The sequence below is a fragment of the Ensifer sp. 4252 genome (assembly GCF_050434565.1).
In the GTDB taxonomy this organism is placed as follows: Bacteria; Pseudomonadota; Alphaproteobacteria; order Rhizobiales; family Rhizobiaceae; genus Ensifer.
In genome coordinates this window covers 164,730-190,749 of sequence record NZ_JBNDIU010000002.1, presented here as the reverse complement: position 1 = coordinate 190,749, position 26,020 = coordinate 164,730, and the positions used below count along the sequence as shown (strand labels likewise).

Genomic DNA, 26,020 nt, shown 5'->3' with positions numbered 1-26,020 from the left:
AACATCTTAAATGGGAGTTGACCGTCATGGCCGAGAACGCCGTGCAGCGGGAGACCGTTCTTTCGCTTCGCGAAACCATAGCCAGGATCGAGAATCGCAGGCTTCCTGGCGTCGTGAAGGCGGTCAAGGCGGCCGATCCCGCCGGCTTTCGGCGCAGGCAAGAGGGTAGCCAGGCATCCGGCCGCAAGGTCTTGCCGCTCGGCATCTCCGAACTCGACGATATCCTCGAGGGCGGCCTGCCGCTCGAGGGCATGACGGAGATCCGCAATTCCGAGACGCGCGACGCCGGGGCTGCAGCCGGTTTTGCAACCGCGCTTAGCGCCCTCTGTCAGCAGGCACGCCAGCAAAAGGGCGATGCCGGGGCACCGGTTCTGTGGATCAGCCAGTCGCTGGCCTCGACCGAGGCCGGCCTGCCCTATGGCCTTGGTCTCAAGGCTTACGGGCTCGACATTCGAAGCCTGATCCTCAGTCTGCCGCGCACGGTGAAGGACGCGCTCTGGATCGCCGAGACGGCGCTTTCAGTGCCTGCCTTCTGTGCCGTCATTCTCGAAATTCGCGGCAATCCGGCATCGCTGGCCTTAAGCGAAAGCCGGCGCCTGCATGTTCGCGCGCGCGCCGGGCGCATTCCTCTTCTTCTTCTGCGTCAGTCCGGCCACGAGGAGGCGAGCAGCGCCTTCTGCCGGCTTCATATCGAACCGGCGCCCGCCCGCGAGCGTCCCCTTCCTGATGGCTCGATGCTTTGCGGCAGCATCGGTCATCCCGTCTTTCACGTCATTGCCGAAAAAAGCAGGTCTCCTGCTCCCGTCGGCCTCTTCCTGGAGTGGAACCCCCATGACCGCCGCTTTTACCCCGTCGAGCCCCTACCAGCCGCTGCTGCGGCAGATCCAGAACCAGCGCATTCTGTCGCTCGACTTTCCGCATCTTCCGGCCGATCGGGTGGCGCGGACACGCTGGGGCACCTCGTGGCTTTCCCGCGGGCGTCCTGATCATCCGCCTGTCGTCTTTGCCGACCGGGTCAGGAATGCGATGCGCCTCGTCGCACTCGATGGCCTTGCCGAGAAAGCCGGATTTCAATTGGGGCAGGGCGTTGCCGAGGCGCGGGCCATGTGTCCCGATGTCGATGTGCTGCCCGCCGACCCGGCGGCGGACCGCGCCCTTCTGGAAGGACTTGCGGACTGGTGCAGCCGCTATACCCCGCTGGTGGCACTCGACGGCGAAAACGGTCTCTATCTCGACATTACCGGCTGCGCCCATCTTCTCGGTGGCGAGAAATCGCTTCTCGACGACCTCTTGTCCCGGCTCTTTCACCTCGGCATCGAGGCGCGTGCGGCGATCTCGTCTTCGGCCGGGCTCTCTTGGGGCGCGGCGCGTTTCGGTTCGCAAGGCGTGATTGCTCCGGAAGAGGCCGCACGCGTGCTGGCACCGTTGCCGATGGCGGCCCTCAGGCTTCCGGCCGAGACGATCGAAACGCTCGGCCGGGTCGGTCTCAAGCAGGTCGGCGACATCATCGAGGCGCCGCGGGCGCCGCTTGCCCGCCGCTTCGGAGCCATCCTGCTTCTGCGCCTCGATCAGGCCATGGGGCTGGAGGACGAGCCGCTCTCGCCGCGGCTCCCCGTCGCCAGTCTCTCGGCCGAGCGACGGCTTTCCGAGCCAGTCCAGGGCGAAGACGATATTCTCGGCCTGACGCAGGAGCTGGCGGCAAGACTGAAGCCGGAGCTGGAAAAGCGCGGCGAAGGCGGGCGGCTGTTCGAGCTGCTGCTGTTTCGCGTCGACGGCAGGGTCTTTCGCATCGCCGCCGGAACGTCTTCGCCGTTGATTGAACCGAGCCGCATTGCCGGCCTTTTCCGCGAGCGGCTGCAGGCGGTGCATGAGGATCTCGATGCCGGTTTCGGCTTTGAAATCCTGCGGCTGTCGGTTCCAAAAAGCGAAAAATACGAGGTGATGCAGGAGGATTTTTCCGGCACGCCGGATCGGCAGCGACCGCTGGCGGCCTTTGCCGACAGGGTCATGGCGCGGCTGGGTGCGGAAAGCCTGTTTCTGCCCGTCCTGTCTGAAAGCCATGTGCCGGAGCGTGCCGCCGTCTTTCAGCCGCTTGCGGATGTGGGAATGCTGAAGACGGCAGAGGAAGCCGCTCCCGCGGTTCCGGCTGCGCTTCTGGCGGCCTCCGTTCGGCCGCAGCGGCTGTTTCAAAGCCCGGAACCGGTGGAGGCGGTGGCCGAGGTGCCGGAAGGGCCGCCGAGAAGTTTTCGCTGGCGGCGCAGCCTTCATCGCATCGCCCGCGCCGAGGGTCCTGAACGGATCGCGGCCGAATGGTGGGTCGATGGCGAGACGGCGGCCGAGCGGGATTATTTCCGGGTGGAGGATGAAAGAGGCCGGCGGTTCTGGCTGTATCGAGAGGGGCATTATGGCGGGCCGACGCAGCCGCGCTGGTTCATGCATGGGGTCTTCGCATGAGCGCGCCCTATTTCGAGATCGGCGCCTGGTCGAATTTCTCCTTCCTCGAAGGGGCGTCGCATCCGGGCGAGATGATCGTTGCCGCCAGCCGCCTTGGCATCTCGGGCCTCGGGGTCGCCGATCGCAATACGGTGGCGGGCGTGGTGCGCGCCCATGCGCAGGCGAAGGTGGAGAGATATTCCTTCCAGCCTGGCGCCCGGCTTTCTTTCGCAGACGATATCCCGGATGTGCTCGCCTATCCGCGCAACCGCCGCGGCTGGGGCAATCTCTGTCGCATGCTGAGTGCCGGGAACCTCAGGGCGACAAAAGGCGACTGCACGCTCTATGAGGCCGACCTTGTCGAATGGGGCGAGGATATCCTCATTGCCGTCCTGCCCGATCCGGTGATCGGTGCGCCGGAGGCCAACAATCTTGCGGCGTTTCTCAAGCGGCTGAAGCCGCATTTTGCCGACCGGCTCTATCTCACGCTGGTGCCGCGCTACGACGGTTTCGACCAGCTTGTCTTTGCCGGGCTGGCGACCATTGCCCGCAACGCGGGCACGAGGCTGATTGCCACCAACAGCCCGTTGTTTCACGAGCCGGCGCGCCGGCCGCTCGCCGATATCGTCACTGCCATCCGCGAGCATGTGACGGTGGCACAGGCGGGGTTCCGGCTTCAGGCCAATGCCGAACGGCATCTGAAACCACCGGGGGAAATGACGCGCATCTTTCGCGGCTATCCCGAGGCGATCGACAATACCGGGCATTTTTTCCGCCGGTTGAATTTCACCTTGGCGGAACTGGAATACCAATATCCCGATGAGAGTTTTGCCGGCGAAACGACGACGCAAACCCTCAGGCGGCTGACCATGGAAGGCGCCCATGTGCGCTATCCCGAAAGTATTCCCGAGAAGGTCTCGACCCAGATCGAGTATGAACTCGATCTGATCGCCAGCAAGCGCTACGAGCCCTATTTCCTCACCGTGCGCAACATCATGGAATATGCGCGAAGCGTCGACATTCTCTGCCAGGGGCGCGGATCGGCGGCAAATTCGACGGTTTGTTATTGTCTTGCCATCACCGAGGTCGATCCACGCTCGACGACCCTGCTCTTCGACCGCTTCCTGTCGACCGAGCGCGACGAGCCGCCGGATATCGACGTCGATTTCGAGCATGAGAAGCGGGAAGAGGTCATCCAGCATATCTATCGAACCTACGGCAAGGAACATGCCGGGCTGACGGCCGCCGTCATCAGCTACCGGGCGCGCTCAGCCGGCCGCGAAACGGCAAAGGCCTTCGGCTTTTCGGAGGACGTGCAGTCGGCGCTTGCCGGTTCGGTCTGGGGCTGGTCGGCCGCCGACCTGTCGGAGCGGGAGGCCAAGGCCGCCGGCCTCGACACCAAGGATCCGACAACGGTGCGGGTGCTCGACTATGCCACCGCGCTGATGAGTTTCCCTCGCCATCTTTCCCAGCATGTCGGCGGCTTCGTCATCACCCGCGACCGGCTCGACGAGGTGGTGCCGATCATGAACACGGCGATGCCCGACCGCTACATGATCGAATGGGACAAGGACGACCTCGATACGCTGAAGATCCTGAAGATCGATGTGCTGGCGCTCGGCATGCTGACCTGCATCGCCCGCGCCTTCAAGCTTCTCGACCGGCATTACGGCGTGAAAAAACACCTGCACATGCTGTTTAAGGATCATCAGGAGGCGGTCTACGACATGATCTGCCGGGCCGATACGATCGGCGTCTTCCAGATCGAAAGCCGCGCACAGATGAGCATGCTGCCGCGGCTCAGGCCCCGCATCTTCTATGATCTCGTCATCGAAGTGGCGATCGTGCGGCCGGGGCCGATCCAGGGCAACATGGTTCATCCCTATCTCAAGCGGCGAGAACAGCGTGATCTGAAGCTACCCATCGAATATCCGAGCCCGGAACTGAAGGTGGTTCTGGAGCGGACCCTGGGCGTGCCGCTGTTTCAGGAGCAGGCGATGCAGATCGCCATCACCGCTGCAAATTTTACGCCTGGCGAGGCCGATCAGTTGCGGCGGGCGATGGCGACGTTCAAGCGAACTGGAACCATCCATACCTTCAAGCAGAAAATGATCGATGGAATGGTTCGGAACGATTATCCGCTCGAGTTTGCCGAGCGTTGCTTCAGGCAGATCGAAGGTTTCGGCGAATACGGCTTTCCCGAAAGCCACGCGGCGTCCTTCGCGCTGCTCGTCTATGTCTCCTCCTGGCTGAAGACCTATTACCCCGACGTCTTCTGCGCGGCGCTTTTGAACTCACAGCCGATGGGTTTTTACGCTCCTGCCCAATTGGTGCGCGACGCGCGCGAGCATGGGGTGCGGGTACTGCCGGTCGACATCAACCATTCGGACTGGGATTCGGACCTCGAAAAAGGTGGGCATGATCGCGATGCGGTGGAGCCACGCCATCGGGACATGCTGGATGTGATCAAGACGGAAAAAGCCATTCGTATCGGCTTCAGCCTGGTCAAGGGCCTCAGGGAGAAAGAGATCGTAGACAAGCTCGTCGCCCATCGCGGTCCCGGCTACACCTCGGTTCGCGATCTCTGGCTGCGCTCGGGACTGCCGCGCTCAGTGCTGGAGAAGCTTGCCGATGCGGATGCGTTCCGCTCGATCGGGCTTGATCGCCGCAATGCGCTTTGGGCGGTCAAGGCGCTGGACGAGAAAAGTGCTGCCGAGCGGTTGCCGCTCTTCGAGCAGGCGACGCAGGATGAATTCCAGCTGGAACCGGCGGTGTCACTGCCGCTGATGCTGGAGGGCGAGCAGGTCATCAACGATTACCGCTATCTCTCCTTCTCGCTGAAGGCGCACCCGGTCTCCTTCCTGCGGGCGGAGCTTTCCGGGCAGGGGCTGGTCGAAAGCCGGGCTCTTGCTACGGCACCTGTCGGCCGAAGAGTGACGGTTGCGGGGCTGGTGCTCGTTCGCCAGCGTCCGGGCTCGGCCAAGGGCGTGATCTTCATGACGATCGAGGACGAGACCGGTGTTGCCAACGCCATCGTCTGGCCGAAGGTCTTCGAGAAATACCGGCCGGTGATCATGGGCGCGCGTCTCGTCAAGATCCGCGGTCGGCTCCAGCGCGAAAGCGAGGTCATCCATGTGGTGGCGGAATATATCGAGGACATGACCCCGATGCTCGGGCTGTTGCGCAAGGAGGTTCGCCACTTCGGCGCCAACGACCGTGCCGACGAGGTGCTACGACCAACAGCCGACGCGCGGGAGAAAAAGGTGCTGAAGGAGTTGCGCCTGGCGGCTGCCCGCCGCTCCGCCGGCGCCGATCATCAGGCCGTCGCGACCGAAGTTGCCGGCGTCATGCCAAAAGGCCGCAACTTCCATTGATGAACAGGCAAAGGGGGCTCGGCTTGGCTTCGAAAGCTCGGTCCCTCACAGCCGTTTTGTAGCCCGTCCTTCCGGAGCTGGTCTTGCCGTACCGGATTTCGCCACTCGCCTTGGGCTTCCTTCGACAGGTCGAGGTTGACCTGTGTAAAAATGTCGCAGTATTCCGCGGCAGTCGCCGCGAAATCCACAGGGAGAAAGGTCATCAACGCTGCGCTAATGTTCTGAAAATACGATGTTTTTTATCATGTTTAGATTCGTTCTAATCCGCATACAACTTCCGCTCGCGGACTTTTTTGTTGACAATAAATATCCTCTTTTGCTTTATGAGCGAATTCAGGACGTTGCGTTTCACAGGCAAGACGACATGCTGGTTTGCAGCTGCAATTTCATCACGGAAAAAGACATCGAGGACACGATCGTCAGCCTCCTCGACGAGGACTGTTGGCAGCTGATCGTGCCGGCGAAAGTCTATCACGCGATGGAGAAGCGCGGTCGCTGCTGCGGTTGCTTCCCCAACGTCGTCGACATCATCATCCGCACCACCGAGCAATATCACGGCCGTCGCGACTCGACGGATGTCGAGATATTTGATTTCATGGCCCGCCTCAAACAATTCCATGAAGACAACCGGAGGGCGGACTTTGAAAGGCGACAAAAAGGTCATCGAGCAGCTTAACGAAGCGCTCTATCTCGAACTCGGTGCCGTCAACCAGTACTGGCTGCATTTCCGCCTCCTTGAAGACTGGGGCTATACGCTCCTTGCCAAGAAGGAGCGTGCCGAGTCGATCGAAGAGATGCATCATGCCGACAAGCTCGTCGCGCGCATCATTTTCCTCGAAGGTCATCCGAACCTGCAGACGGTTGGTCCGCTGCGCATCGGCCAGAACGTCAAGGAAGTACTGAAGGCGGATCTTGCCGGCGAGTACGACGCCCGCACCGCTTACAAGAAATCCCGCGACATCTGTCACGACGCTGGAGACTACGTCTCCATGAAGCTGTTCGAAGAGCTGCTCGCCGATGAGGAAGGCCATATCGACTTCCTCGAAACCCAGCTCGAATTGCTCGAAACGATCGGCGAAGCGAAATACGGCCAGCTCAACGCAGCACCGGCCAACGAGGCCGAAGTCGACTGAGCGTCTAGCTCCATTCACACGAAAAAGCCGCCGATCATTTCGGCGGCTTTTTGATTTTTGGCATAGGCCATGAATCTCCTTGGCCCGCTCGTCGCCTGGTGGCGCATGCAATAGGCGCGGAGGCTGCCGGTTGCCGCCGGTGTGGCGATCCTCAAGAGCCTGATCGAAACCAGTGAAACCCTGCACGGGCACCTATGCCGATCGGCCTTCGAACGCCGCGAACAACCCCGGCGTCACTCGGCGCGGGTGCGCTCCAGTTCCTGCAAGGTGCCGTTACGGTGCCAGGTGGGCGAAGGCGGCGACGACCTCCTCATAGACCTTGCGCTTGAACGCAACGATCATCTCCGGCAACTCGCGCATCGGCTTCCAATCCCAGGCGTCGAACTCCGGCTCGTGGCCGCCCGGCGGCGGGTTGATGGCGATCTCGTTCTCGTCGCCCTCGAAGCGGAAGGCATACCAGCGCTGCGTCTGGCCGCGAAATTTTCCCTTGAGGCCGATGCCGATCAGGTGCGAGGGCAGGTCATAGTTGATCCAGCCCGGCGCTTCGGCCAGCAGCGACACCGTGCGCATGCCGGTCTCTTCGTAGAGTTCGCGATAGGCCGCCTTCAACGGATCCTCGCCCTTGTCGATGCCGCCCTGCGGCATCTGCCATTGTTGCGGCGAGCCGTCATATTCGGAATTGCCGACGGCAATCCGGTGGCCGGCCCAGACGAGACCGGCCCGGTTCAACACCATGACGCCGACACAGGGGCGATAGGGCAGGTCTTCGGCCCGCAGGTTCTTGTCGTTGTGTTTGCTCATCCGCTGTCCTCTCCTGGCTCAAGGCGTGACGCACTGCTCGAGCGCGGCAGAGCGCGGCCTTGAAATGTTCGAACTGTCGCGATGTCTCATCGCACCCATCTTTCGGGTCCGCAATGGTCTCGTGCGGTTCGCCCAAGGCGCTGGGCTTTTGAAAGGACGCCCCACTGCATGTTTCCTTAAATCCTATTCGATTTAAGGATAAAAACATGCAGCAATTCAAAGTGCTACAGCGACCTTTGCGCGTCTAATAAGACGCGCGGCGCTGTAGGGGCGCTTGGTCTATCTCTGTTGCGGGTCCTTGACGAGTGCCGAAACACCGACGATCTCGATGCCGCGCCCCTGCGCCTCTCCGGCCCATTGCGTGATGGCAGCCACGCTCTCGTCGAAGGCCGAGGCGACACCGATGGCCGTGCCGTTGCGTCGGGCGATGCGTTCCAGCTCGTCGAGTCTTTTCAGGATGGCGCTGCGGCTGAGCTCGCTGTCGACGGTCATGTCGGCAAAGCCATGCGGAACGTCGAAGGCATCGGCAAGCTTGCCGGACAGCGATTGCGCCGACGTGCCGTCATCGAGGAAAAGCACACCGCGCTTGCCAAGATCGCGCATCACCGGCTCGAGAGCATCGGCGTCGGAGAGAAAGCGCCCGCCGAGATAGTTCATGATGCCGGTATAGTTGGTGATCTGTGCCATGTTCTTATGCAGCTCGGCCAGGTTCTTCGTCGAACCGAGCGAGAGGCGGAGCGCGTGCGGTCCCGGATCGTTGTCGGGGTAATCGAACGGCTCCATCGGGATCTGCAGCAGGATCTCATGGCCGCTGCGCCTTGCCTCCTGCATCCAGCGCTGCAGGCTGTTGCCGGCGGCGGCAAAGGCGAGCGTGACATCAGGCGGCAGGTCGCGGATGGCCTTCTGGGTGCCGGTCTGGCTGAGGCCAAGGCCGCCGACCACAAGTGCGATGCGGGTGCCGCGTGCGCCGGACCAGGGCCGGGCATACTGATCCATCGGCCGCAGTCCATCCGTGCCGGTGATCGGCAGCCGGCCCTTAGCGCTGTCTTCGAGCAGGTCGTCATTCGGAAGGGCGGCCATGCGCGGGTCCTGGCCGCGGATCGGACCGACATTGATCAGCGCGGGGCCGCTGCCGTCGCGCTGGCGCGGCGTGAACTTGGTGACGGTCGTGCCGTCATTCGTCAGGGTTTCCTCGACATTAGCGCCGGAGAAAGCAGTGCCCGGCTTCAGTGCGCCGCCGCTGGTGTTCGATGATTGTCCACTTGTCGGATTGGGTGCCTTTTCCGCCGTCTTGGCCTCTTCCGGTGAAGCCTCGCCCTGAGTAGACGCTTGCCTGCGCAATCCATCCGGAACGACCGCATTCCAGACGGAAAGGCCGATCACGGAAACGGCAAAGATGCCGACAAGGGAGTAGCTGAGAAGGCGACGGCGATCGCGTTTTGGCGCGGCTTTTTCCCGGCGGCTCTGGCCAAGGGGGGCATTGAGATCTGTTCCCAAACGGAGCCTCGGTCGACCTGAAGGAGAATTGCCGGTGAGGGATGCGCCGTCTACAGAGAATCAGCGGTTTCCGGCAGCACCTGCTGCCCACATAGTATAAAGGCGCCGGGTTGACCAGCCCGGCGCCTTCAAAGGCTTACTTCTTGAGTTCCGCCTGTTCCGGGCTAGCCGGGAAAGACGGATCGGTCTTCTTGCCGCGCAAGAGGTCAAGCGCGTAGTTGAGCTGCAGGTCGTCCTTGGGCTCCGGCGGCACGTAGGCGACCGAGCCGGACCCTTCGTCGGTTTCGCTCTGTCCCTGGATGTGACCACGCAGATCGGATTCGCCCTGCGCTTCTACCCTGCCGAGCAGTTCCGGTGGCAGCGGCTGTTCGACCTTGATGTCGGGCGTGATGCCCGTTCCCTGGATCGATTTGCCCGACGGCGTGTAGTAGAGCGCCGTCGTCAGGCGCAGAGCGCCTGCTTCGCCGAGCGGAATGATCGTCTGTACCGAACCCTTGCCGAAGGAACGCGTGCCGAGCACGGTCGCGCGCTTCAGGTCCTGCAGGGCGCCGGCAACGATTTCCGAAGCGGAGGCCGAGCCGCCATTGACGAGAACGACCACGGGCTTACCGTCGGTCAGATCGCCGGGTGTGGCGTTGAAGCGGCGGGTTTCATCCGGATTGCGGCCGCGGGTCGAAACGACCTCGCCACGCTCCAGGAACGCGTCGGAAACGTTGATCGCCTGGTCGAGCAGACCGCCCGGGTTGAGGCGCAGGTCAAGGACATAGCCCTTCAGCTTGTCGGCCGGTACTTCGGACTTGATCTTCTCGATGCCCTTCTTCAGGTCGTCGTAGGTCTTCTCGGTGAACGAGATCACGCGGAGATAGCCGACGTCGCCTTCGGTGCGGAATTTGACGGCGCGAACGGCGATCACGTCACGCACGATCGACAGTTCGATCGGCTTGTCTGCGCCTTTGCGCAGGATCGTCAGCTTGATCGGGGTGCCGACGGCGCCACGCATCTTCTCGACCGCATCCTCGAGCTTCAGGCCACGAACGTCCTGGCCGTCGATCTTGGAAATGAAGTCACCGGCGAGAACACCGGCGCGGGCCGCTGGCGTGTCGTCGATCGGGCTCGTCACCTTGACGAGGTCGTCTTCCATCGTCACCTCGATGCCGAGGCCGCCGAACTCGCCACGGGTCTGGGTGCGCATGTCCTCGGCGTCGGTCGAGTTCATGTAGCTCGAGTGCGGATCAAGCGAAGTGAGCATGCCGTTGATGGCATTCTCGATCAGCTTGTCATCCTGCGGAGGGGTGACGTACTGCGCGCGCACGCGCTCGAACACGTCACCGAAAATCGCCAGTTCGCGATAGGTCGAGGTGTTGGCCGCGACGGCTGGAACGACAGCCGAATAAATGACGCCCATAGCGGTCGCACCCATCAGCGCCCCGACCAGAACAAGTGAAGCCCTACGTATCATTTCGCGCCTTTCCAACCTCTGCTGCGGTCCACCATGGTCGGGAATCAACCGGTTTTCCGTCTTTTCGGAATTCAATGTAAAGCGTCGGCCGGTCGGTTTCCAGCGCCAAGGCCGCAGCACTTGCGACTCTTTTCGCACCCATCGTCGCAAGCGGTTCACCCGCCACGACAAATTGTCCGGTCTGCACGCTCACCTTTTCCATGCCAGACAGCACCACGTGGTAGCCGTCGCCCGGATTGAGAATGATCATCTGCCCATAACTGCGGAAATTGCCTGCATAGACGATCCAGCCATCTGACGGCGCAGTCACCAGCGCGCCGGGGTTGGTTTCCAACATGATCCCTTGCAGGGAGTGCCCTGTACCATCGGCATCACCGAACTTTCGCAAAAGCGATCCCGCGGCCGGATAGGCAAGCTTATTCCTCAGCTCCGAGAACACGTATGCTGGCGCAATGCGGTTTTTGTCGGGCACGGCGCTCCGCGCCAGCTCGCGCGCGGCTTCGCGCTCGGCCTCGCTCATGCGCAGGCGTTCCTCCTCCTGGGCGCGTGCGGCGGCAGCCGCGTCGCGCACCGAAGCGATTTCGTTCTCGAGCGAACCGATGAGGCCTTCGAGATTGGTCGCCTGGGAGGCGAGTTCCTGCGCCTTGCGCTGCTCGGCGGCTAGTTCGGTTGCACTTTTCTGGCGCAGCTTTTCCTTTTCAGCGACGAGCATCGACATGCGACGCTCTTCCTCGACATTGGCTGTCATCGCTGCCGTCAGTTCTTCGCGCTGCTTGCCGATGCCGGCTCTGATATCGGCGAGCGCCTTCAGGTCGGCGACGAGGTTGTCCGTTTCCTCGCGAATTCCGGGTACGACAGCGCCGAGCAGAATGGCGCTGCGAACCGAGCCGAGCGCATCCTCAGGCGTCACCAGGATCGCCGGCGGTGGGTTGCGGCCCATGCGCTGCAGTGCTGCGAGCACTTCAGCCAGAACCCCGCGCCGGGCGCGCAGCGATCGGCGCACGGTATCTTCCTTGGAGCGCAACTCGCTCAGCTTCTTCTCGCCGTCGACGATCTGCTGTTCCAGATCCTGCCGCTTCCTGGCGGAGTCGACGATGGCGACGCGCAGCGCCTCGTTGCTCTTGTCGATCTCGGCAATGGTCGCTGCCAGCTCGTCGGCGCGTTCCTGCGACAGCGTAATGGTTTTCGACAGCGCATCGAGTTCGCTGCGGGTGCTGTCGCGACGAAGCGTCAGGTTTGCTGCCGGATCGGGCGGCCCCAGTTGCCGATCCGCGTCCGCTGCCACGGGCGTCGCCGGTGCATCCTGGGCGGCAGCCGGAAGCGCTGCAATAAGCCCAAGCGCCAGCAGTGCCGCACTGCAGCCGAGCCGCCGTGCATCGCCCCCGATCCTGCTGAAAGTGCTTGTCATGCTTCGGCGCGTCATTCGTCCCTATGCGTCCAACCGGAAATACTTCGCGCATATCTCCGCCAATCGGAACCGATTTCGGAAAGCGCCCTGCGCAATTTCAACGTTTCTGAGCGCTCGCCGGGCATATTCCCGGCTGTGTGACGCTCTCCTCAAAAAGCCTAATCTGATTTGGGGGGGCGACCAACACATATTCTCGTTATCGCCGGTGCGTGTTGCGTCTCAGACGCGGTGGTAGGGATGTCCGGAAAGGATGGTCACGGCGCGATAGAGCTGTTCGGCGATCAGAATGCGCACCAGCTGATGCGGCCAGGTCATCTTGCCGAGATTGAGCACGGCGTCGGCGCGCGAATGAAGGCTCGGGTCGAGCCCGTCGGCGCCGCCGATCGCGAGCATGAGGTCGCGTTTGCCGCTGTCGCGAAAGGCCCCGAGCAGGGATGCGAAGCCTTCGGAATCGAGCGCCTTGCCGCGTTCGTCAAGCAGCACCAGCAGACTGCCGTCAGTGAGCGCCTTTTCAAGCTGGGCTGCCTCCTCCCGCTTGCGCGTATCGGAATTGGAGGCGCGGCTTTCGTTGACTTCGACCACGCGGGAAAGTTCAAGACCGATTGCCGGACCTGCCTTAGCAAAACGATCGAGATAGCGGGCCGCAAGGTCCTTCTCCGGCCCCGCCTTCAGGCGGCCGACTGCGAAAAGTCCGATACGCATGACCCAATCCGTCTCCGCCTGCGCTCGACCGCGCACCTGCACAACTCCTGAAACCGCGATCGATTCAAGGAGAAGATCATGCAGCGCACTAAAGCGTTACAGCGACATTTGCACGTCATGCCAGACGGGCGGCGCTGCAAGCTACGATCGGTCGCAACAATCATCTCGGCTGCAATACGCCGCTTCGGCGATGACAGCCACATTCCCAACATGCATGACCGCGATACGGTGCGTGCGACGGCTCAGACGTCCGACGAACCGTGCGATCTCAATGCAGCGTGCCGTCCTCGATTTCCGGTGTCGCCCACATCTTCTCGATGTTGTAGAACTCCCGGATTTCCGGCCTGAAGATGTGAATGATCACATCGCCGGTATCGATCAGCACCCAGTCGCCTGTTTCCAGACCTTCGACGCGGGCGTTGCCGAAGCCCTCGTCCTTCAGGTCCGTGGTCAGGTGGTCGGCAATTGCCGCCACATGCCTGCTCGATCGCCCGGAGACAACGACCATGAAGTCTCCCAGCGCCGACTTGCCGGCAATGTTGATGGTAACGATATCTTCTGCCTTCGAGTCCTCTAGGCTTTCGAGGACCAGTTGAAGCGCACGGACAGCGGCTTCGTCGCTAGATCCCGTGCTGCGTGGGAACGCGGAAGCCGCATATCCCTTGGCGTGTGCTGTTGTCAGGGTTTTTCCTTTCCAAGTGAACAGAACAGGCACTTCCGATTCGGGCTGCTTCGCTCGAACCGTCAGTAAATGTAGGCATCAAACCAGAACGGTTTCAAGACATGAGAAATGAATCATTCGATTTCACGTTGTCCTGGCGGACCGAAGCGCCGTCGAACTCATCGAAGAACGCGGCCCGTGTATGAAGGTCCAGGCGGGTGCGCGGTGAAAAGCAAGGCGCCGGGCATCGTTCTCGTCGATGCGGGCATAGTCGAAGGTCTTGGTCATGCGCGACGAGAGATAGGCAAGCGTCGAGCCCGGTCGATCGATGACGGCGATCGGAAAAGTGCGGGCGATCTTCTGCCAGTTCTGCCAGCGGTGAAAGCTCTTCAGGTTGTCGGCACCCATGATCCAGACGAAGCGGATATCGCGGTTGCGAGCCTTTACGATCGCGAGCGTGCGGGCGGTATAGCTCTGCCCCAGCGCCTTTTCGAAGGCGGTCACCTTGATGCGCGGATCGTGGGCGATCTTTTCGCTGAGCGCGATGCGCTCGGCAAGCGGCGCCAGATTGTCGTGGTTCTTCAGCGGGTTTCCGGGGGTGACCATCCACCAGAGCTGGTTGAGGCCGAGGCGCTGGATCGCCGTTTCGGCGACCAGCACATGCCCCTGATGCGGCGGATTAAACGAGCCGCCGAACAGGCCGACCACCATGCCGCTTTCGACATGGGGCATGCGCAGATAGCGGCCGTTCACGTCCAGAGATGTCACGTCAGGGCCTGACCTGTCCGGCGCCGCGCACGCGATATTTGAACGATGTCAGCTGCTCGACGCCGACGGGGCCGCGGGCATGCATCTTGCCGGTGGCAATGCCGATCTCGCCACCCATGCCAAATTCGCCGCCATCGGCAAACTGAGTGGAGGCATTGTGCAGGAGGATGGCGGAATCGATCTCGGCGAAGAAACGCTCGACGACAGCAGGATCCTCAGCGATCACCGCCTCGGTATGCGCCGACGACCATGTGTTGATATGCTCGATCGCGCCGGAGATACCGTCCACCAGCCGCACCGAGATGATCGCGTCGAGATATTCCGTCGACCAGTCCGCGGCGGTCGCCGGCTTCAGGCCGTCGACCGCACTGGCAAGCTCACTGGATACCCGCACTTCGCAGCCGGCTGCGAGCAGCGCTCGAAGCAACGGCTTTGCCAGCCTGTCGGCAGCATTGCTGTCGATCAGCAGCGTTTCCGCGGCGCCGCAGATGCCGGTGCGGCGCATCTTGGCGTTGACGACGATCTTTTCGGCCATGGCGAGATCGGCCGACGCATCGACATAGATGTGGCAGAGGCCTTCGAGGTGGGCGAACACCGGTACGCGCGCTTCGTTCTGCACCCGTGCGACGAGGCTTTTTCCGCCGCGTGGAACAATGACGTCAATGGTGCCGCCGAGGCCGGAGAGCATGGCGCCGACGGCGGCGCGATCGGCGACCGGCACCATCTGGATCGCATGCTCGGGCAGGCCGGCGGCCTTCAGACCCTCGACGAGGCAGGCATGGATAGCGCGCGAGGAGTGGAAGCTGTCGGAGCCGCCGCGCAGGATGACGGCGTTGCCAGCCTTCAGGCACAGCGCGCCGGCGTCCGCCGTCACGTTCGGGCGGCTCTCGTAGATCACGCCGATGACGCCGAGCGGCGTGCGGACGCGCTCGATGTGCAGGCCATTGGGGCGATCCCACTCGGCGATGATATCGCCAACCGGATCCCTCAATTCGGCAATCGCGCGGATGCCGTTCGCCATGTCGCGGATCCGGCTTTCCGTTAGCGTCAGGCGGTCGATGAGGGAGGCGGCGACCCCAGACTGGCGGGCGTTTTCAAGATCGATCGTATTGGCGGTGAGGATCTCGTCGCGGCGGTTGACGATGGTCTCGGCCATGGCGATCAGAGCTGCATGCTTGCGCTCGGCGGTGGCGACGGCAAGCGGCCGGCTTGCGGCCTTCGCCTGGCGGCCGATCTCCAGCATGACGCTCTCGACGTCATCCTTCTTCACTTCGTCAAGCATGGACTTCATCCCTCCGGCCGTCCCTCTCGTCGGCGCGCTTGCCGGTCATCACCAGATCGTCGCGATGCACCATGGCGGCGCGGCCGGCATAGCCGAGGATCGTCGCGATCTCGGCGGATTTTTTGCCGGCGATCTGGCGGGCTTCGTCGGCATCGTAGCCGGCAAGCCCGCGGGCGATCTCGCGGCCCGATGCGCCGAGAATGGCAATGGTATCACCGCGGCTGAAGGTGCCCTTCACCTCGCGCACACCGGCAGGCAGCAGGCTCTTGCCGGAGCGCAACGCCTCTTCGGCGCCGACGTCGATGGATAGCGTGCCGGCCGGCAGCAACTGCCCGGCGATCCAGGTCTTGCGCGCAGTCACCGGTGCGCCCGATGGCGCAAACCAGGACGAACGAGCGCCCTCTTCGATGGCCGCCAGCGGATGATCAGGTTTGCCCGAGGCGATGATCATGGCGCAGCCGGCGGTGGTTGCGATCTTGCCGGCGTCGATCTTGGTGCGCATGCCGCCGCGCGACAGTTCGGAGGCGGCACCGCCTGCCATCGCTTCGATCTCGGGCGTGATCTCGGCGATCGTGTCGAGGAAACGGGCGTCGGGGTCGAGATGCGGCGGCGCCGTATAGAGACCGTCGATGTCGGAAAGCAGCACGAGCAGGTCGGCGCCGACCATGGTGGCGACGCGGGCGGCCAGGCGGTCGTTGTCGCCGTAGCGGATCTCGGTGGTCGCGACCGTGTCGTTCTCGTTGATGATCGGCACGGCGCCGAGCTTCAGGAGCTGGTTGATCGTGGCGCGGGCATTCAAATAGCGGCGGCGCTCCTCGGTGTCGCCGAGCGTCAGCAACACCTGGCCGGCGACGATGGCGTCGGTCGAAAGGCTCTCCGACCAAGCGCGGGCAAGAGCAATCTGGCCGACGGCGGCAGCCGCCTGGCTTTCCTCGAGCTTCAGTGCACCTGCCGGCAGCTTCAGCACAGTGCGGCCGAGCGCGATGGCGCCGGAGGAGACGACGAGAACGTCGACGCCCTTGGCTCTGAGGGCGGCTATGTCGGCGCACATGGCGTCGAGCCAGGCCTTTTTCAGCCCGGTCGCGCGGTCGACCAACAGGGCCGACCCGATCTTGATGACGACCCGGCGATACTTTTGAAGCGGCTTGCGGGTCTTCGTCATGTCAGGCGGTCTCTTCTCCGAACTTGGCCGCGACAATGACGGTGCGCAGCGCCCGCAGTGCTTCGGTCATGCCCTTGCTGGTGGCGGCAGAAAGCAGAAGGGGCTGCCCGCCGCAGGCCTTTGCCAGCGCCTTGGCCTTCGCCTTCAGCTCGTCCTCGTCGAGCACGTCGATCTGCGACAGTGCGACGATCTCAGGCTTGTCTTCGAGCCCGCCGCCATAGGCTTCGAGCTCGTGCTTCACGGTCTTGTAAGCCTTGGCGACGTCTTCTTCCTGGGCGGAGACGAGGTGAAGCAGCACGCGGGTGCGCTCGACGTGGCCGAGGAAACGGTCGCCGATACCAACGCCTTCATGCGCGCCTTCGATCAGGCCGGGAATATCGGCAATGATGAACTCGTTACCGTCGATGGTGGCGACGCCGAGGTTCGGATGCAGCGTGGTGAAGGGGTAATTGGCGATCTTCGGTCGTGCCCGGGTGCAGGCGGCAAGGAAGGTCGACTTGCCGGCATTGGGCAGTCCGACGAGGCCGGCGTCGGCAATCAGCTTCAGCCGCAGCCAGACGGTCTTCTCCTCGCCTTCAAGACCGGGATTGGCCCAGCTCGGCGCCTGATTGGTGGCGGACTTGAAATGGGCGTTGCCGAAGCCGCCATTGCCGCCGGCGGCCAGCCTGTAGCGCTGGCCCTCGGCGACCATGTCGACGATCAGTGTCTCGCTGTCTTCCTCGAAGATCTGGGTGCCGACCGGAACCTTGAGCGTTACGTCGGCGCCGCCGGCGCCCGTACGGTTGCGGCCCATGCCGTGCGTGCCGGTCTTGGCTTTGAAGTGCTGCTGATAACGGAAGTCAATCAGGGTGTTGAGGCCGTTGACCGCTTCGACCCAGACGTCGCCGCCGCGACCGCCGTCGCCGCCGTCCGGCCCGCCGAATTCGATGAACTTTTCGCGACGGAACGACACGGCGCCTGCGCCGCCGTCGCCGGAGCGTATGTAGACTTTCGTTTCGTCGAGAAATTTCATTGGACTGCCATCTGTTCGGTGTATTTGCGCGGTCGTATTTTGCCGCCATCGATATAGGCGGTTCATCCGGAGGTCAAAGAATATCGTGCGTTTTGCCAGCTACAACATCCAATACGGCATCGGGCTTGACGGCCAGTTTGACCCCGAACGCATCGCCGCGTCGCTCGACGGCGCCGACATCATCGCGCTGCAGGAAGTGACGCGCGGTTTTCACCGCAACGGCCACGTCGATCTGGTCGCCTGTTTCGAGGCGCTTTTCCCCGGTCATTTCTCTGCCTTTCATGCCCCTTGCGACATCGATATCGGCTCTTCTGTCGAAGATGGCCGCGCCGTCAGCCGGCGCTTCCAGTTCGGCAACATGATCCTCTCGCGCTGGCCGATCCTGTCGACGCGGTTGATCTCGCTTCCCCGCACCCGGACCATCAGCCCGATGAACCTGCAGCGTGGTGCCACCGAAGCGTTGATCGCCACGCCGTCCGGTCCGCTGCGCGTCTATTCCGTGCATCTCGACCATGTCCTTCCCGCCGAGCGCATCGCCCAGATCCGCTTCCTCAAGGAGCGGCTACTTGGCTATCCGCTCGAAGGCGGCGGCATCACCGGTGCTGACGATTTCGGCTTTGCCGAGCCGCCGCATCCCGAAGATTTCGTCGTCATGGGCGATTTCAACATGGAGCCGGAAACGCCTGAGTATTGCGCGATGGTGGGCTCACGCGACGCCTATTACGGACGCTCGCTCCGGGTAGAAAACGCAGTGGATGCACTCGCCCATCTCGGTCGGTTGACGCCGGAAAGCTATAGCTGGATTCACCCTGAAGATCCTCAACGGCGCATGCATCTCGACTACTGCTTCATCAGCGCCGGCCTGGTGCCACGGCTGAAGGACGGTTGGACCGATTATGACGCCAAGGGGTCCGATCATCTTCCAATCGGCTTCAAACTCGAATGATGAAAGCCCCCGCGAAGGCATGCTTCGCGGGGGGAGCTTCTTTTTCAATGTGGCCGGCGCAGATCCGCCGCGCTCAGCCGGGTTTCGATATGCGCGACCATGGCATTGCGGGCGAGCGCATAGACCTGGCTGCATCCGGTGATCTGGAAGCCGAGCTTTTCCTGGACCTTGAGCGATCCCGGATTGTCGGCGAAGACGCCGGAATGCAAGGTCGTTTCCGGCATGCGCCGGAAGAACCGCTCAATCGCCGCATAGGCGGCTTCGCTCGCCAGACCCTTGCCCCAGTAGAACCGGTTCAGCCAATAGCCGACATGCCATTGGCCGTGCCTAAGCTCGATGCCGATGCAGCCGATATGCACGTCGTCACCGGTGGTGATCGCCAGCGTCCAGTCCGGGGTCAGCCCCGAGGTCTGGCTCGCCAGCCAATCGAGCGCATCCTGCTGGTCATAAGGGGCGGGTACGCGCGCGAGCATGCGCGCCACCTGGAAATCGCCCAACGACTGGGCGATCGCCTCGGCGTCGCCTAGCCGATGGGGGCGAAGCACCAACCGCCTGGTCTCGATGACCGGGCAGGGGCCGGGGCCGGGGCGGACGACGGTGCGCGACCGCTCTGAGGTGAGCGCGTTCATCGCATGCCTCCCCAGCTTCTTAAGGAAACCCAGGTCTTGCGGTCGAGCCGGTACCATTCGACGGAGATCGATCCGCCGAGCGCCAGACTGCCGACCATGCCGCTTCCCTGGAATTGGAAACCGCACTTCTGAATGACCCGGCGGGAGGCGAGGTTCATGACCCGGCAGCGCGCATCGATCTGGTCGATGTCGCGGGTGCGGAAGGCCATGTCGGTCAGGGCCTGGGCAGCCTCTGTGGCATAGCCCTGGTTCCAATAGGGCTCGCCCAGCCAGTAGCCCAGTTCCGCCGTCTTGCCATCGGGATGCGGTTCGACACCGCAGCAACCGAGAAATGCGCCATTATCCGCTTTGGTAATCGCATAGACGCACTTGCCAATCGTGCCGGTTTTGGCGCGTCGCACGAAATCGGCGGCATCGGCCGTCGTATACGGGTGCGGCATGCGCGAGACCATGGTGGCGACATTGGCATTGTTGGCAAGATGGGCAAGGGCGTCGATATCGTCTTCATGGGGCGCGCGCAGAACGAGCCTGGGTGACAACAATATCGGGCAATCGGTCCTTGACCGTTGGGGCCTCAGCCTTTGTTCGGGAGACCGTGATTGGTCTTCCCTCAACAATTCGGTTTGCATGGTTCGTCCTCCAGAAACGAGAAAAAGGGGAGTTGGGTATTGCCCCATCTCCCCTTTTAGGTCTGGCTTGGAACCATCAGGTGCGCCAGCCGGGTCGATGAGACGCCGGCTGTTTTAGAGCGCTACCGGCTTATTCCGCTGCTTCCGCTTTCGGCATTACAGACACGTACACGCGGCCATTGGCCTTCGTACGGAAGTCCACGTTACCCGCCGTAAGCGCAAAAATCGTATGGTCCTTGCCGAGGCCGACATTGGCGCCCGGATGCCACTTGGTGCCGCGCTGACGCAGAATGATGTTGCCGGCGATGACCTTCTCGCCGCCGAACTTCTTCACGCCAAGGCGCTTGGACTCAGAATCGCGACCGTTGCGCGACGAACCGCCAGCTTTTTTGTGTGCCATTGGTGTTCTCCTTTAAACCTTCGATCCCAAAACTCAGTTTGCAGCTTCAGCGGCGGCTTCAGACTTCTTGGAAGCCTTCTTTGCCTTGCCACCGGCAGCAGCGATGTCCAGGATGCGGACGGTCGTCTGGTGCTGGCGGTGACCGCGCGAGCGCTTGGAGTTCTGGCGGCGACGCTTCTTGAAGGCGATGACCTTCTTGGCGCGACCCTGTTCAACGACTTCAGCGCTGACGACAGCACCTTCGACAAACGGAGCGCCGATGGTTGCATCGGCGCCGACGCCGACCATCAGGATCTCGGTGAATTCAATCTTGTCGCCTGCTACGCCTTCCAGCTTTTCGATGGTTACGACGTCGTTGGCTGCCACGCGGTACTGCTTACCGCCGGTCTTGATGACTGCGAACATTCTTTATCCTTTCATGTTCGGGCCGGCTCTTTGCCCTTGGGCAAGGCCGTCTTTTTGTCAGTCGACATTTTGAGCAGGGTTCCGGGATCATTCCTGAGGCCCTGCCGGTGAATGGGCGCAAATCACACCCGCTGCGGTGAGGGCAAGCCACACCACTTCATTGCGCGAATTACGGGAAACGCTCTCGCCTGTCAAGAAGAACGCACTCGCCGCATTGGATATTCTTTACGGAGGCACTTGCCAGCACCCGAATCTGCCGCTATGAACCCGACCGCGCCGAACAAGCGCCGACCGACTATGCGGAGAGGTGGCAGAGTGGTCGAATGCACCGCACTCGAAATGCGGCATACCTGCAAGGGTATCGTGGGTTCAAATCCCACCCTCTCCGCCATATCCTTTCTTTCTACTTCACAACTGTATGAAGTCGCGGGTCAGCCGCAATTTGCGGCTGCCGGCCCGGAAGATTTCCCCCGTCTCTACAAAACGAGACAGCCACATCGAGCTGATCCTCGGATGTAGGCGGCAAAATCGTTGGGGGCGCTTCAGCTTCTCGATTTCTGTTTCCGGGAGATTGTCTTTTGACGCGGAGATGAGGGCGTCAGGCTACGATGGCGGCCTTTCATTCCAATCGGACAATCGGCACAAGCGGAAAGGCCAGCCACGAGCTTGAAGATCGGCTTTTGTCCATGGCATCAATGCAGATCACTTGCCCATGATGCTCAGCGCGTTGGCAGTGGTTGCAGATGTTGATAATTACAACGTTTTTTGTCGAAGAGAGCGATTGTTAGTTCCCCTTTTGTTCACGCCATGGTAGTGGTCCCGCAATCGGCAGGAGAGGGGATCTCATGGAAGCCTGGGCCTATCAAATTCTTCAGTTCGGGAAGTTTGGTTCCCTCCTGTTATCTTGGGGCGTCCTGTTTGGCTCGGCCGTGGTTGGCTTGGCCTTCACCGGGCACGCATTCAAGCTGGGCCGGGCAGCGTATTTCCTGACGATGGGTCTGTCTTTCCTGTTCACCGGAATGACCTCACTCTTTGTTCTTGGTCTTCACGACGCCGTAAAGAATGACTACCTCACAGTTATCGTCGCCCTCATCATTGGGTCTCTCATTCCGATTGGCATTTTCACGGGCATCTGCGCTGCAGCTCGCTCGCGAGATGCCTTCGGCACACGGGACAGATGGTTCCTGTCCTTCATCCCGGTCGCGAACCTGGTGCTGCTGTTCGCGCCGCCACAGGAACAGCGGAAGCCAAGCCCCGTGCGCACTGCAAGAAGCATCGTGTTGGTCGTTCTGGGTTTCGGCCTGATAGGAGCTGGGGGAGGCTTGAACCGGTGGGTGGAAGGGCAGGCCAATCAGGCAAACGAGACTGCGCAGAACGATGCGTTGCTGCAAAAAAAGCTGACCCGGTATGAAGTGCAGAATTTCGGCCTGGAGGCATTTCTGAAGGAAACGGTGAAAGCCGTCTCCGTGCCGGCGAAACTTGATGGAATCACGACGTTGAAGGCCGTCGAGATCGACAAGGAGACATTTCGCTACGTCTACGAGATTTCGGACAAGAATGCCAATTTTTCCAGAAATTGGCAGGACGTGATGATGAACCGGTGGTGCAAGTCGCTGGATTTCAAGTTCATGACGGATGTGGGCGCGACGGTTGAAGGAAAATACGTCTCGCAGGAGGGGCAACAGCTTGCCGAGTTGAAGGTCAATCCAGCGCTTTGCGACCAATGGCGATTGCAATTCGACAAGACGATGCAGGACGCTGCCAACGCCATAAAGGGACCGACGAGGCTGGATGAGGTGACCACCTTGAATGGCGCGGACTATAAGGACGGCACCTTTACCTATTACTACACGTTCGCGACGATGCCTTCGAATGACGGCTGGAAAGCGTATATGAAGAACAGATGGTGCCAGGCCGATCAATTCAAGCAAATGATGGCATTCGATCTCAATATACGAGGCGTTTATTCTACAGAGGCCAGCGCCCCTATCGGCGAAGTCCTCGTCAATTCAGAGATTTGTGGCACCTGATTGCGGAAGGCCCCTTAATGAGATCCCCGGCAACATAACGCCAGAGACGTTCTAATTCGCAGCAAGCCACGATAGGCACATTCATCGTCTCGCTTCGGCTGAGCATTCCGGTGCTAGGCCGGCTCATCCCGTTGCCTTTCCATGAATGGAGATTGAGGTACGGCGATACGGGAACAAATGAGCTGCCTGCCACTCGGCGGGTAGCTGACCTCTCCACCATGGCGTCTCGTTGCCGCGATAGTTGCCATCGATAGCGGTTCGTCAAACGGGCCAAAGACGACATTGCGAATTTCGCAGTGGCGTCAAAGGCCGGTTTGAAGGTGCGTCTCGTACCAGTGGTGCGGCAGCGCTGCGCTAAGCGACTTTCAAAGCTGCCGATACTTCCGACAAGGTCGCCTTCTCCGCGTCGCTGACGGCGACGCCGCCGAAACCCATGAATCCACCTTCCTTGGCAGCTTCCGCTACGCGCTGGCTGATCTGGTACAGCCATGCGGCGAAGGCGCCGGCGGCGTCCGGCGCCTTGGTCTCGACGACCGTTCGGGCCTGCTGCAGGGTTTCGATGCATCTGGCTTTCATGTCCTCAGGTTTGGACCCTTTCAGTTTCGCCTGCAGGCCGTCGCGCGCAGTTGTTCGCCCTTCCGAGGTTTCGAAGTCGCCGACGAGCGCTTTGACAAGCGGATTTGCAGCGGCATCGGTTTTTGCCTGCAGAAGGGCGCTGCTGTTGGCGAGGCCCTCCTTCAGCATGCCCCACAGGCCGCTCGGCTCCGCCGCGGTTACGGCAATGCCCGCCATCATCACGCTTTCCAAAAGCAGCGTCCATTCATCTGCGGTGAATGTCGATTTGTCAGCCATGGCTGACCCTCCTTCGTTCGATTTTGTGTTCGTGACCGCTGTTGCCGATCCACGCGGCGCGCCGGGTGCCGCTCGTCTCCTGAGACATCAGGTCGACAGGGCCGTCAGCTTCGTCTTCAGCGGATCGATCGTGGGCTTGAGGATTTCCGAAACGCCGGGAATGGCCAGGACCTTGTCGAACAACCCATTGAGCGTCGGCATCATCGGCGTGATCAGGGCTGTAAGGGCTGCTTTCTGCTCGGCTGAGAGTTGCCCGGCGACGCCGCTGACCTTGTCGAGTTGGCCGGAGACCTCTTCGAGCTTCGGCAAGGCGGCCGTGGCGGAGGCGGCATCGGTGATACCGGTCAGCGTTGTCTGCAGGCTGGCCATGCCATCCTTGACCTGCTGGCCGACATCGAGCCCGCCAACCGTCAAGCTCTGTTCCGCCGTTCCGGCCTGGGGTGCGACCGGCTCGTTCTGCCTGCCGAACAGGTAGAAAAGCACGCCTGCAAGCACCAGGGCAGCAATCACCCAATAAAGCCAGTTGCGCGACGAGGCCGGCGCGGCGGCCGCCGCTGCGCGCTGGCCGGCACCGCTGACTGCAGAGGCAGAGGCGGCAGCGCCGCGCGCGGCCTGGCTGGCCGCCTGGGTGGCGGCCTGACCGGCGGAGGCCGCGGCGGTTTGAGCGGACGCGCCAAACGAGCCGAGCAGGCCGGTGCCGCCGAGCAAGTCTCTGACGCCCGACGGCAATGCGGCGGCAATATTGTCCTTCTGGCTGGCGAGCAATCCAGCGATGCCGTTGGCGCTCAGGTCCCCTCCACTCTGCTGGGCGAGACCGCCCATGACAAGGGGAGCAAGCGTTGCAAGCAGAGAGCCGCTCGCCCTCTGATCCATGCCGGAAACCCCGCCTATGGCATTTGCCAGCGCACTGCTGTCCTTGGCTCCAAACAGCGACGAAATGATCTGTGACCCGTTCTGGGCAAGCGATGCCTGGTCGCCACCCGCCAGCATTCCCATGAGATTGTCGAGTGATCCGCTCTGTTGTCTGGCGGTGTCGGCGATCCTTTGCGCGCCGCCCGGTTGCGCGGCAATGCCGCTCAGGCCCGCGAGCACCGCCGGCACGGCGGCGGCGGCAGCGTTCTGCACCTTGCTGCTATCCAGGCCGAGGGCCGAGGCGATGCGTGCGATCATGTCAGGGGTAAGCATCTGCGCGAAGTAGGAAACAAGATTGCTGGCCATTGGCTTTTCCTCCACGTTGATGTCGTCGAAAAACGACTCTGCTCATCGAGCGGGGCTCGGTGGCGCGGCAATTGGCTGCAAGCAATTCGCGTTTATCTGAATATCGACGGCGAGATTTGTTCGCCAGGAACCCTAGGCGCAAAAATATTAGCACCTGTGGGTGTATTGCGCCAGTTCTTGGCAACCTTCGGAAACAAGGGTGCGGCGCCGGTCTCGGCGTGCCCGCGCCTTGGCAGGCATCAGCCCACCGAGGTTCAAATCCATGAGTAGGCTGCGAAACCGCAGTCAGTCTTCATGCGTGCGCAGCCACGCCTCCAGCCCGGCAATCACCGCGAGCCTCAGGCTTGCGTTTTTGGCAAGTGCCCGGGCGAGGGACTGTCCATCGGACAAAAAACCCATCTCGCGCATGACATCATCGGGCTTCTGTCGATGCTTTGCCATGATCGCTTTGATCCGGGTGATCGTGGAAGGAAGCAGATAACGTCCGCTGGCGATGGGGGCACCTGCGGGTATGGGATAAGGCACGGCGGCCGTGGTCGAAACTGGAGCGACGACAGGCAGGACGCCTGATATCGCCAGCCAGGTCAGGAAACCGTCGCGCTCGCCGGGCGTGGCTTTTGCCCAGGAATTCTTGAGTTTCTCCAAGCGGGTCCGCTGCGGTTTCAGGCCGGCGATGACGAGAGCCTTGCGCAGGGAGGAGATCCTGCCCGCGAGCACATCGCCGTAGATGTCCGGGAACTCCGCCTTCAATCGCTGCTCGTAGTGGGCGTTATCGCGCTTCGGCTTCTTCGACATTTTCAGTTCCGACGTTCATCTCCTGCGTCCTCTAGCGCGCCGAGCGGGCGAGGGCGAGCAAAAAGGGGCGGTGACGCCATGTCGCGCGGCCTGTTCGAAAGGCCGGGCCTGAATGAAGCGGAAGGCGGTCGGGACGCGTTGGCGCAAGTCGCGACCAGAGCGTCATGCACCGCTCTGTCCGTCCAGCTTTGCACAAGTCGGCCTTTATACCATCGCGCCAACAGCCGGGATGTGACACGGCGAACAAAGGACGATGATATGTCAAACGATGTCGAGCACTATACCGATCCGCAGGATTCGGCCGTTGCTCTCTTCCTCACGAACAACGACGGCGAAGAGCTGACCAATGTGCTGGTCGCAGCACTCGAAGATGCGTTCCGTATCCTTCGCGACGAGGTTTCCGGCGAAACGATGCACTGAACGG

At 61.9% G+C, this 26,020-nt stretch carries 25 protein-coding genes and 1 tRNA gene; 9 read left to right on the top strand and 17 right to left on the bottom strand.

The annotated features are described in order from the left end of the window. Positions 1-26: 26 nt before the first annotated feature. From ABIE33_RS07830 to bfr, 5 genes are all read left to right on the top strand, one after another. Positions 27-986 carry an ImuA family protein gene (locus ABIE33_RS07830; protein ID WP_429123618.1) on the top strand — a complete coding sequence of 320 codons (960 nt, stop codon included), beginning with the start codon at positions 27-29 and terminating at the stop codon, positions 984-986. Further along, on the top strand, positions 937-2,454 hold the full coding sequence (locus ABIE33_RS07825) for a Y-family DNA polymerase (RefSeq protein WP_429124037.1): 1,518 nt from the start codon (positions 937-939) through the stop codon (positions 2,452-2,454). The genes ABIE33_RS07830 and ABIE33_RS07825 overlap by 50 nt, the downstream gene beginning before the upstream one ends. Then, positions 2,451-5,807, top strand: coding sequence for an error-prone DNA polymerase (locus tag ABIE33_RS07820; protein ID WP_429123615.1), 3,357 nt, complete (start codon positions 2,451-2,453; stop codon positions 5,805-5,807). Before ABIE33_RS07825 ends, ABIE33_RS07820 begins: the two co-directional genes overlap by 4 nt. Positions 5,808-6,123: 316 nt before the next feature. Further along, positions 6,124-6,483 carry a (2Fe-2S)-binding protein gene (locus tag ABIE33_RS07815; protein WP_429124035.1) on the top strand — a complete coding sequence of 120 codons (360 nt, stop codon included), beginning with the start codon at positions 6,124-6,126 and terminating at the stop codon, positions 6,481-6,483. Beyond that, positions 6,449-6,940: a bacterioferritin gene (gene bfr / locus ABIE33_RS07810; protein WP_429123612.1), complete on the top strand. Its 492-nt coding sequence runs from the start codon at positions 6,449-6,451 to the stop codon at positions 6,938-6,940. Before ABIE33_RS07815 ends, bfr begins: the two co-directional genes overlap by 35 nt. A gap of 273 nt (positions 6,941-7,213) precedes the next feature. Here the strand turns inward: bfr and ABIE33_RS07805 are convergent, their stop codons facing one another. The 10 genes from ABIE33_RS07805 to obgE all read right to left on the bottom strand — a co-directional run bounded on the left by ABIE33_RS07805 (position 7,214) and on the right by obgE (position 17,692). Then, a complete protein-coding gene (locus ABIE33_RS07805; protein ID WP_429123609.1) occupies positions 7,214-7,741 on the bottom strand; it encodes an RNA pyrophosphohydrolase in 528 nt (175 codons plus the stop codon). 279 nt (positions 7,742-8,020) lie between these two features. Next, positions 8,021-9,238: a divergent polysaccharide deacetylase family protein gene (locus ABIE33_RS07800; RefSeq protein ID WP_429123607.1), complete on the bottom strand. Its 1,218-nt coding sequence runs from the start codon at positions 9,236-9,238 to the stop codon at positions 8,021-8,023. 136 nt (positions 9,239-9,374) lie between these two features. Beyond that, positions 9,375-10,697 carry a S41 family peptidase gene (locus ABIE33_RS07795; RefSeq protein ID WP_429123605.1) on the bottom strand — a complete coding sequence of 441 codons (1,323 nt, stop codon included), beginning with the start codon at positions 10,695-10,697 and terminating at the stop codon, positions 9,375-9,377. Then, a complete protein-coding gene (locus tag ABIE33_RS07790) occupies positions 10,687-12,105 on the bottom strand; it encodes a murein hydrolase activator EnvC family protein (protein WP_429123602.1) in 1,419 nt (472 codons plus the stop codon). Before ABIE33_RS07790 ends, ABIE33_RS07795 begins: the two co-directional genes overlap by 11 nt. 219 nt (positions 12,106-12,324) lie before the next feature. After that, positions 12,325-12,807 (bottom strand): 23S rRNA (pseudouridine(1915)-N(3))-methyltransferase RlmH, encoded by a 483-nt coding sequence (rlmH, locus tag ABIE33_RS07785; protein WP_429123600.1) that lies wholly within the window; start codon positions 12,805-12,807, stop codon positions 12,325-12,327. Positions 12,808-13,075: 268 nt separating this feature from the next. Continuing rightward, the gene (rsfS, locus tag ABIE33_RS07780) at positions 13,076-13,522 is read right to left on the bottom strand and encodes a ribosome silencing factor (RefSeq protein WP_038576568.1); all 447 of its coding nucleotides are present in this window, start codon (positions 13,520-13,522) and stop codon (positions 13,076-13,078) included. Between the two features lie 90 nt (positions 13,523-13,612). Then, positions 13,613-14,200, bottom strand: a complete 588-nt coding sequence (locus ABIE33_RS07775) for a nicotinate-nucleotide adenylyltransferase (protein WP_429124033.1) — start codon at positions 14,198-14,200, stop codon at positions 13,613-13,615. Between the two features lie 37 nt (positions 14,201-14,237). Continuing rightward, the gene (locus ABIE33_RS07770; RefSeq protein ID WP_429123597.1) at positions 14,238-15,518 is read right to left on the bottom strand and encodes a glutamate-5-semialdehyde dehydrogenase; all 1,281 of its coding nucleotides are present in this window, start codon (positions 15,516-15,518) and stop codon (positions 14,238-14,240) included. Beyond that, the gene (gene proB / locus ABIE33_RS07765) at positions 15,511-16,680 is read right to left on the bottom strand and encodes a glutamate 5-kinase (protein WP_429123595.1); all 1,170 of its coding nucleotides are present in this window, start codon (positions 16,678-16,680) and stop codon (positions 15,511-15,513) included. Before proB ends, ABIE33_RS07770 begins: the two co-directional genes overlap by 8 nt. Before the next feature lies 1 nt (position 16,681). Further along, positions 16,682-17,692, bottom strand: coding sequence for a GTPase ObgE (obgE, locus tag ABIE33_RS07760; RefSeq protein ID WP_429123592.1), 1,011 nt, complete (start codon positions 17,690-17,692; stop codon positions 16,682-16,684). A gap of 85 nt (positions 17,693-17,777) precedes the next feature. Here obgE and ABIE33_RS07755 point away from each other — a divergent pair, with 85 nt between their 5' ends. Continuing rightward, entirely contained in the window at positions 17,778-18,638 is an 861-nt protein-coding gene (locus tag ABIE33_RS07755; protein ID WP_429123589.1) for an endonuclease/exonuclease/phosphatase family protein, read from the top strand. A gap of 44 nt (positions 18,639-18,682) precedes the next feature. Here the strand turns inward: ABIE33_RS07755 and ABIE33_RS07750 are convergent, their stop codons facing one another. The 4 genes from ABIE33_RS07750 to rplU all read right to left on the bottom strand — a co-directional run bounded on the left by ABIE33_RS07750 (position 18,683) and on the right by rplU (position 20,701). After that, a complete protein-coding gene (locus ABIE33_RS07750) occupies positions 18,683-19,267 on the bottom strand; it encodes a GNAT family N-acetyltransferase (RefSeq protein WP_429123587.1) in 585 nt (194 codons plus the stop codon). Then, a complete protein-coding gene (locus ABIE33_RS07745) occupies positions 19,264-19,896 on the bottom strand; it encodes a GNAT family N-acetyltransferase (RefSeq protein ID WP_429123584.1) in 633 nt (210 codons plus the stop codon). Before ABIE33_RS07745 ends, ABIE33_RS07750 begins: the two co-directional genes overlap by 4 nt. A 130-nt stretch (positions 19,897-20,026) precedes the next feature. Further along, positions 20,027-20,296 carry a 50S ribosomal protein L27 gene (rpmA, locus tag ABIE33_RS07740; RefSeq protein WP_025425119.1) on the bottom strand — a complete coding sequence of 90 codons (270 nt, stop codon included), beginning with the start codon at positions 20,294-20,296 and terminating at the stop codon, positions 20,027-20,029. Positions 20,297-20,329: 33 nt separating this feature from the next. Beyond that, positions 20,330-20,701 (bottom strand): 50S ribosomal protein L21, encoded by a 372-nt coding sequence (rplU, locus tag ABIE33_RS07735; RefSeq protein ID WP_025425118.1) that lies wholly within the window; start codon positions 20,699-20,701, stop codon positions 20,330-20,332. A 301-nt stretch (positions 20,702-21,002) separates the two neighbouring features. Between rplU and ABIE33_RS07730 the strand changes: the two genes are divergently transcribed. Both ABIE33_RS07730 and ABIE33_RS07725 read left to right on the top strand, forming a co-directional pair. Next, positions 21,003-21,092 (top strand) — tRNA-Ser (locus ABIE33_RS07730). 454 nt (positions 21,093-21,546) lie between these two features. Further along, the gene (locus tag ABIE33_RS07725; protein ID WP_429123579.1) at positions 21,547-22,731 is read left to right on the top strand and encodes a hypothetical protein; all 1,185 of its coding nucleotides are present in this window, start codon (positions 21,547-21,549) and stop codon (positions 22,729-22,731) included. A 354-nt stretch (positions 22,732-23,085) separates the two neighbouring features. Here the strand turns inward: ABIE33_RS07725 and ABIE33_RS07720 are convergent, their stop codons facing one another. From ABIE33_RS07720 to ABIE33_RS07710, 3 genes are all read right to left on the bottom strand, one after another. After that, the gene (locus tag ABIE33_RS07720; RefSeq protein WP_429123576.1) at positions 23,086-23,583 is read right to left on the bottom strand and encodes a hypothetical protein; all 498 of its coding nucleotides are present in this window, start codon (positions 23,581-23,583) and stop codon (positions 23,086-23,088) included. 87 nt (positions 23,584-23,670) lie between these two features. Beyond that, a complete protein-coding gene (locus ABIE33_RS07715) occupies positions 23,671-24,801 on the bottom strand; it encodes a DUF937 domain-containing protein (RefSeq protein WP_429123573.1) in 1,131 nt (376 codons plus the stop codon). A 285-nt stretch (positions 24,802-25,086) separates the two neighbouring features. Beyond that, positions 25,087-25,596: a hypothetical protein gene (locus tag ABIE33_RS07710; RefSeq protein ID WP_429123570.1), complete on the bottom strand. Its 510-nt coding sequence runs from the start codon at positions 25,594-25,596 to the stop codon at positions 25,087-25,089. 258 nt (positions 25,597-25,854) lie between these two features. Between ABIE33_RS07710 and ABIE33_RS07705 the strand changes: the two genes are divergently transcribed. After that, on the top strand, positions 25,855-26,016 hold the full coding sequence (locus ABIE33_RS07705; RefSeq protein ID WP_429123567.1) for a hypothetical protein: 162 nt from the start codon (positions 25,855-25,857) through the stop codon (positions 26,014-26,016). Positions 26,017-26,020: the final 4 nt, after the last annotated feature.

Excerpts from the sequence above, each read along its gene's own strand:
- ABIE33_RS07830 (WP_429123618.1), top strand. The coding sequence starts at position 27 with ATGGCCGAGAACGCCGTGCAGCGGGAGACCGTTCTTTCGCTTCGCGAA.
- ABIE33_RS07820 (WP_429123615.1), top strand. The coding sequence starts at position 2,451 with ATGAGCGCGCCCTATTTCGAGATCGGCGCCTGGTCGAATTTCTCCTTC.
- ABIE33_RS07805 (WP_429123609.1), bottom strand. The coding sequence starts at position 7,741 with ATGAGCAAACACAACGACAAGAACCTGCGGGCCGAAGACCTGCCCTAT.
- ABIE33_RS07795 (WP_429123605.1), bottom strand. The coding sequence starts at position 10,697 with ATGATACGTAGGGCTTCACTTGTTCTGGTCGGGGCGCTGATGGGTGCG.
- ABIE33_RS07790 (WP_429123602.1), bottom strand. The coding sequence starts at position 12,105 with ATGACAAGCACTTTCAGCAGGATCGGGGGCGATGCACGGCGGCTCGGC.
- rlmH (WP_429123600.1), bottom strand. The coding sequence starts at position 12,807 with ATGCGTATCGGACTTTTCGCAGTCGGCCGCCTGAAGGCGGGGCCGGAG.
- ABIE33_RS07775 (WP_429124033.1), bottom strand. The coding sequence starts at position 14,200 with ATGCCCCATGTCGAAAGCGGCATGGTGGTCGGCCTGTTCGGCGGCTCG.
- ABIE33_RS07770 (WP_429123597.1), bottom strand. The coding sequence starts at position 15,518 with ATGCTTGACGAAGTGAAGAAGGATGACGTCGAGAGCGTCATGCTGGAG.
- proB (WP_429123595.1), bottom strand. The coding sequence starts at position 16,680 with ATGACGAAGACCCGCAAGCCGCTTCAAAAGTATCGCCGGGTCGTCATC.
- obgE (WP_429123592.1), bottom strand. The coding sequence starts at position 17,692 with ATGAAATTTCTCGACGAAACGAAAGTCTACATACGCTCCGGCGACGGC.
- ABIE33_RS07750 (WP_429123587.1), bottom strand. The coding sequence starts at position 19,267 with ATGAACGCGCTCACCTCAGAGCGGTCGCGCACCGTCGTCCGCCCCGGC.
- ABIE33_RS07745 (WP_429123584.1), bottom strand. The coding sequence starts at position 19,896 with ATGCAAACCGAATTGTTGAGGGAAGACCAATCACGGTCTCCCGAACAA.
- rpmA (WP_025425119.1), bottom strand. The coding sequence starts at position 20,296 with ATGGCACACAAAAAAGCTGGCGGTTCGTCGCGCAACGGTCGCGATTCT.
- rplU (WP_025425118.1), bottom strand. The coding sequence starts at position 20,701 with ATGTTCGCAGTCATCAAGACCGGCGGTAAGCAGTACCGCGTGGCAGCC.
- ABIE33_RS07725 (WP_429123579.1), top strand. The coding sequence starts at position 21,547 with ATGGAAGCCTGGGCCTATCAAATTCTTCAGTTCGGGAAGTTTGGTTCC.
- ABIE33_RS07720 (WP_429123576.1), bottom strand. The coding sequence starts at position 23,583 with ATGGCTGACAAATCGACATTCACCGCAGATGAATGGACGCTGCTTTTG.
- ABIE33_RS07715 (WP_429123573.1), bottom strand. The coding sequence starts at position 24,801 with ATGGCCAGCAATCTTGTTTCCTACTTCGCGCAGATGCTTACCCCTGAC.
- ABIE33_RS07710 (WP_429123570.1), bottom strand. The coding sequence starts at position 25,596 with ATGTCGAAGAAGCCGAAGCGCGATAACGCCCACTACGAGCAGCGATTG.
- ABIE33_RS07705 (WP_429123567.1), top strand. The coding sequence starts at position 25,855 with ATGTCAAACGATGTCGAGCACTATACCGATCCGCAGGATTCGGCCGTT.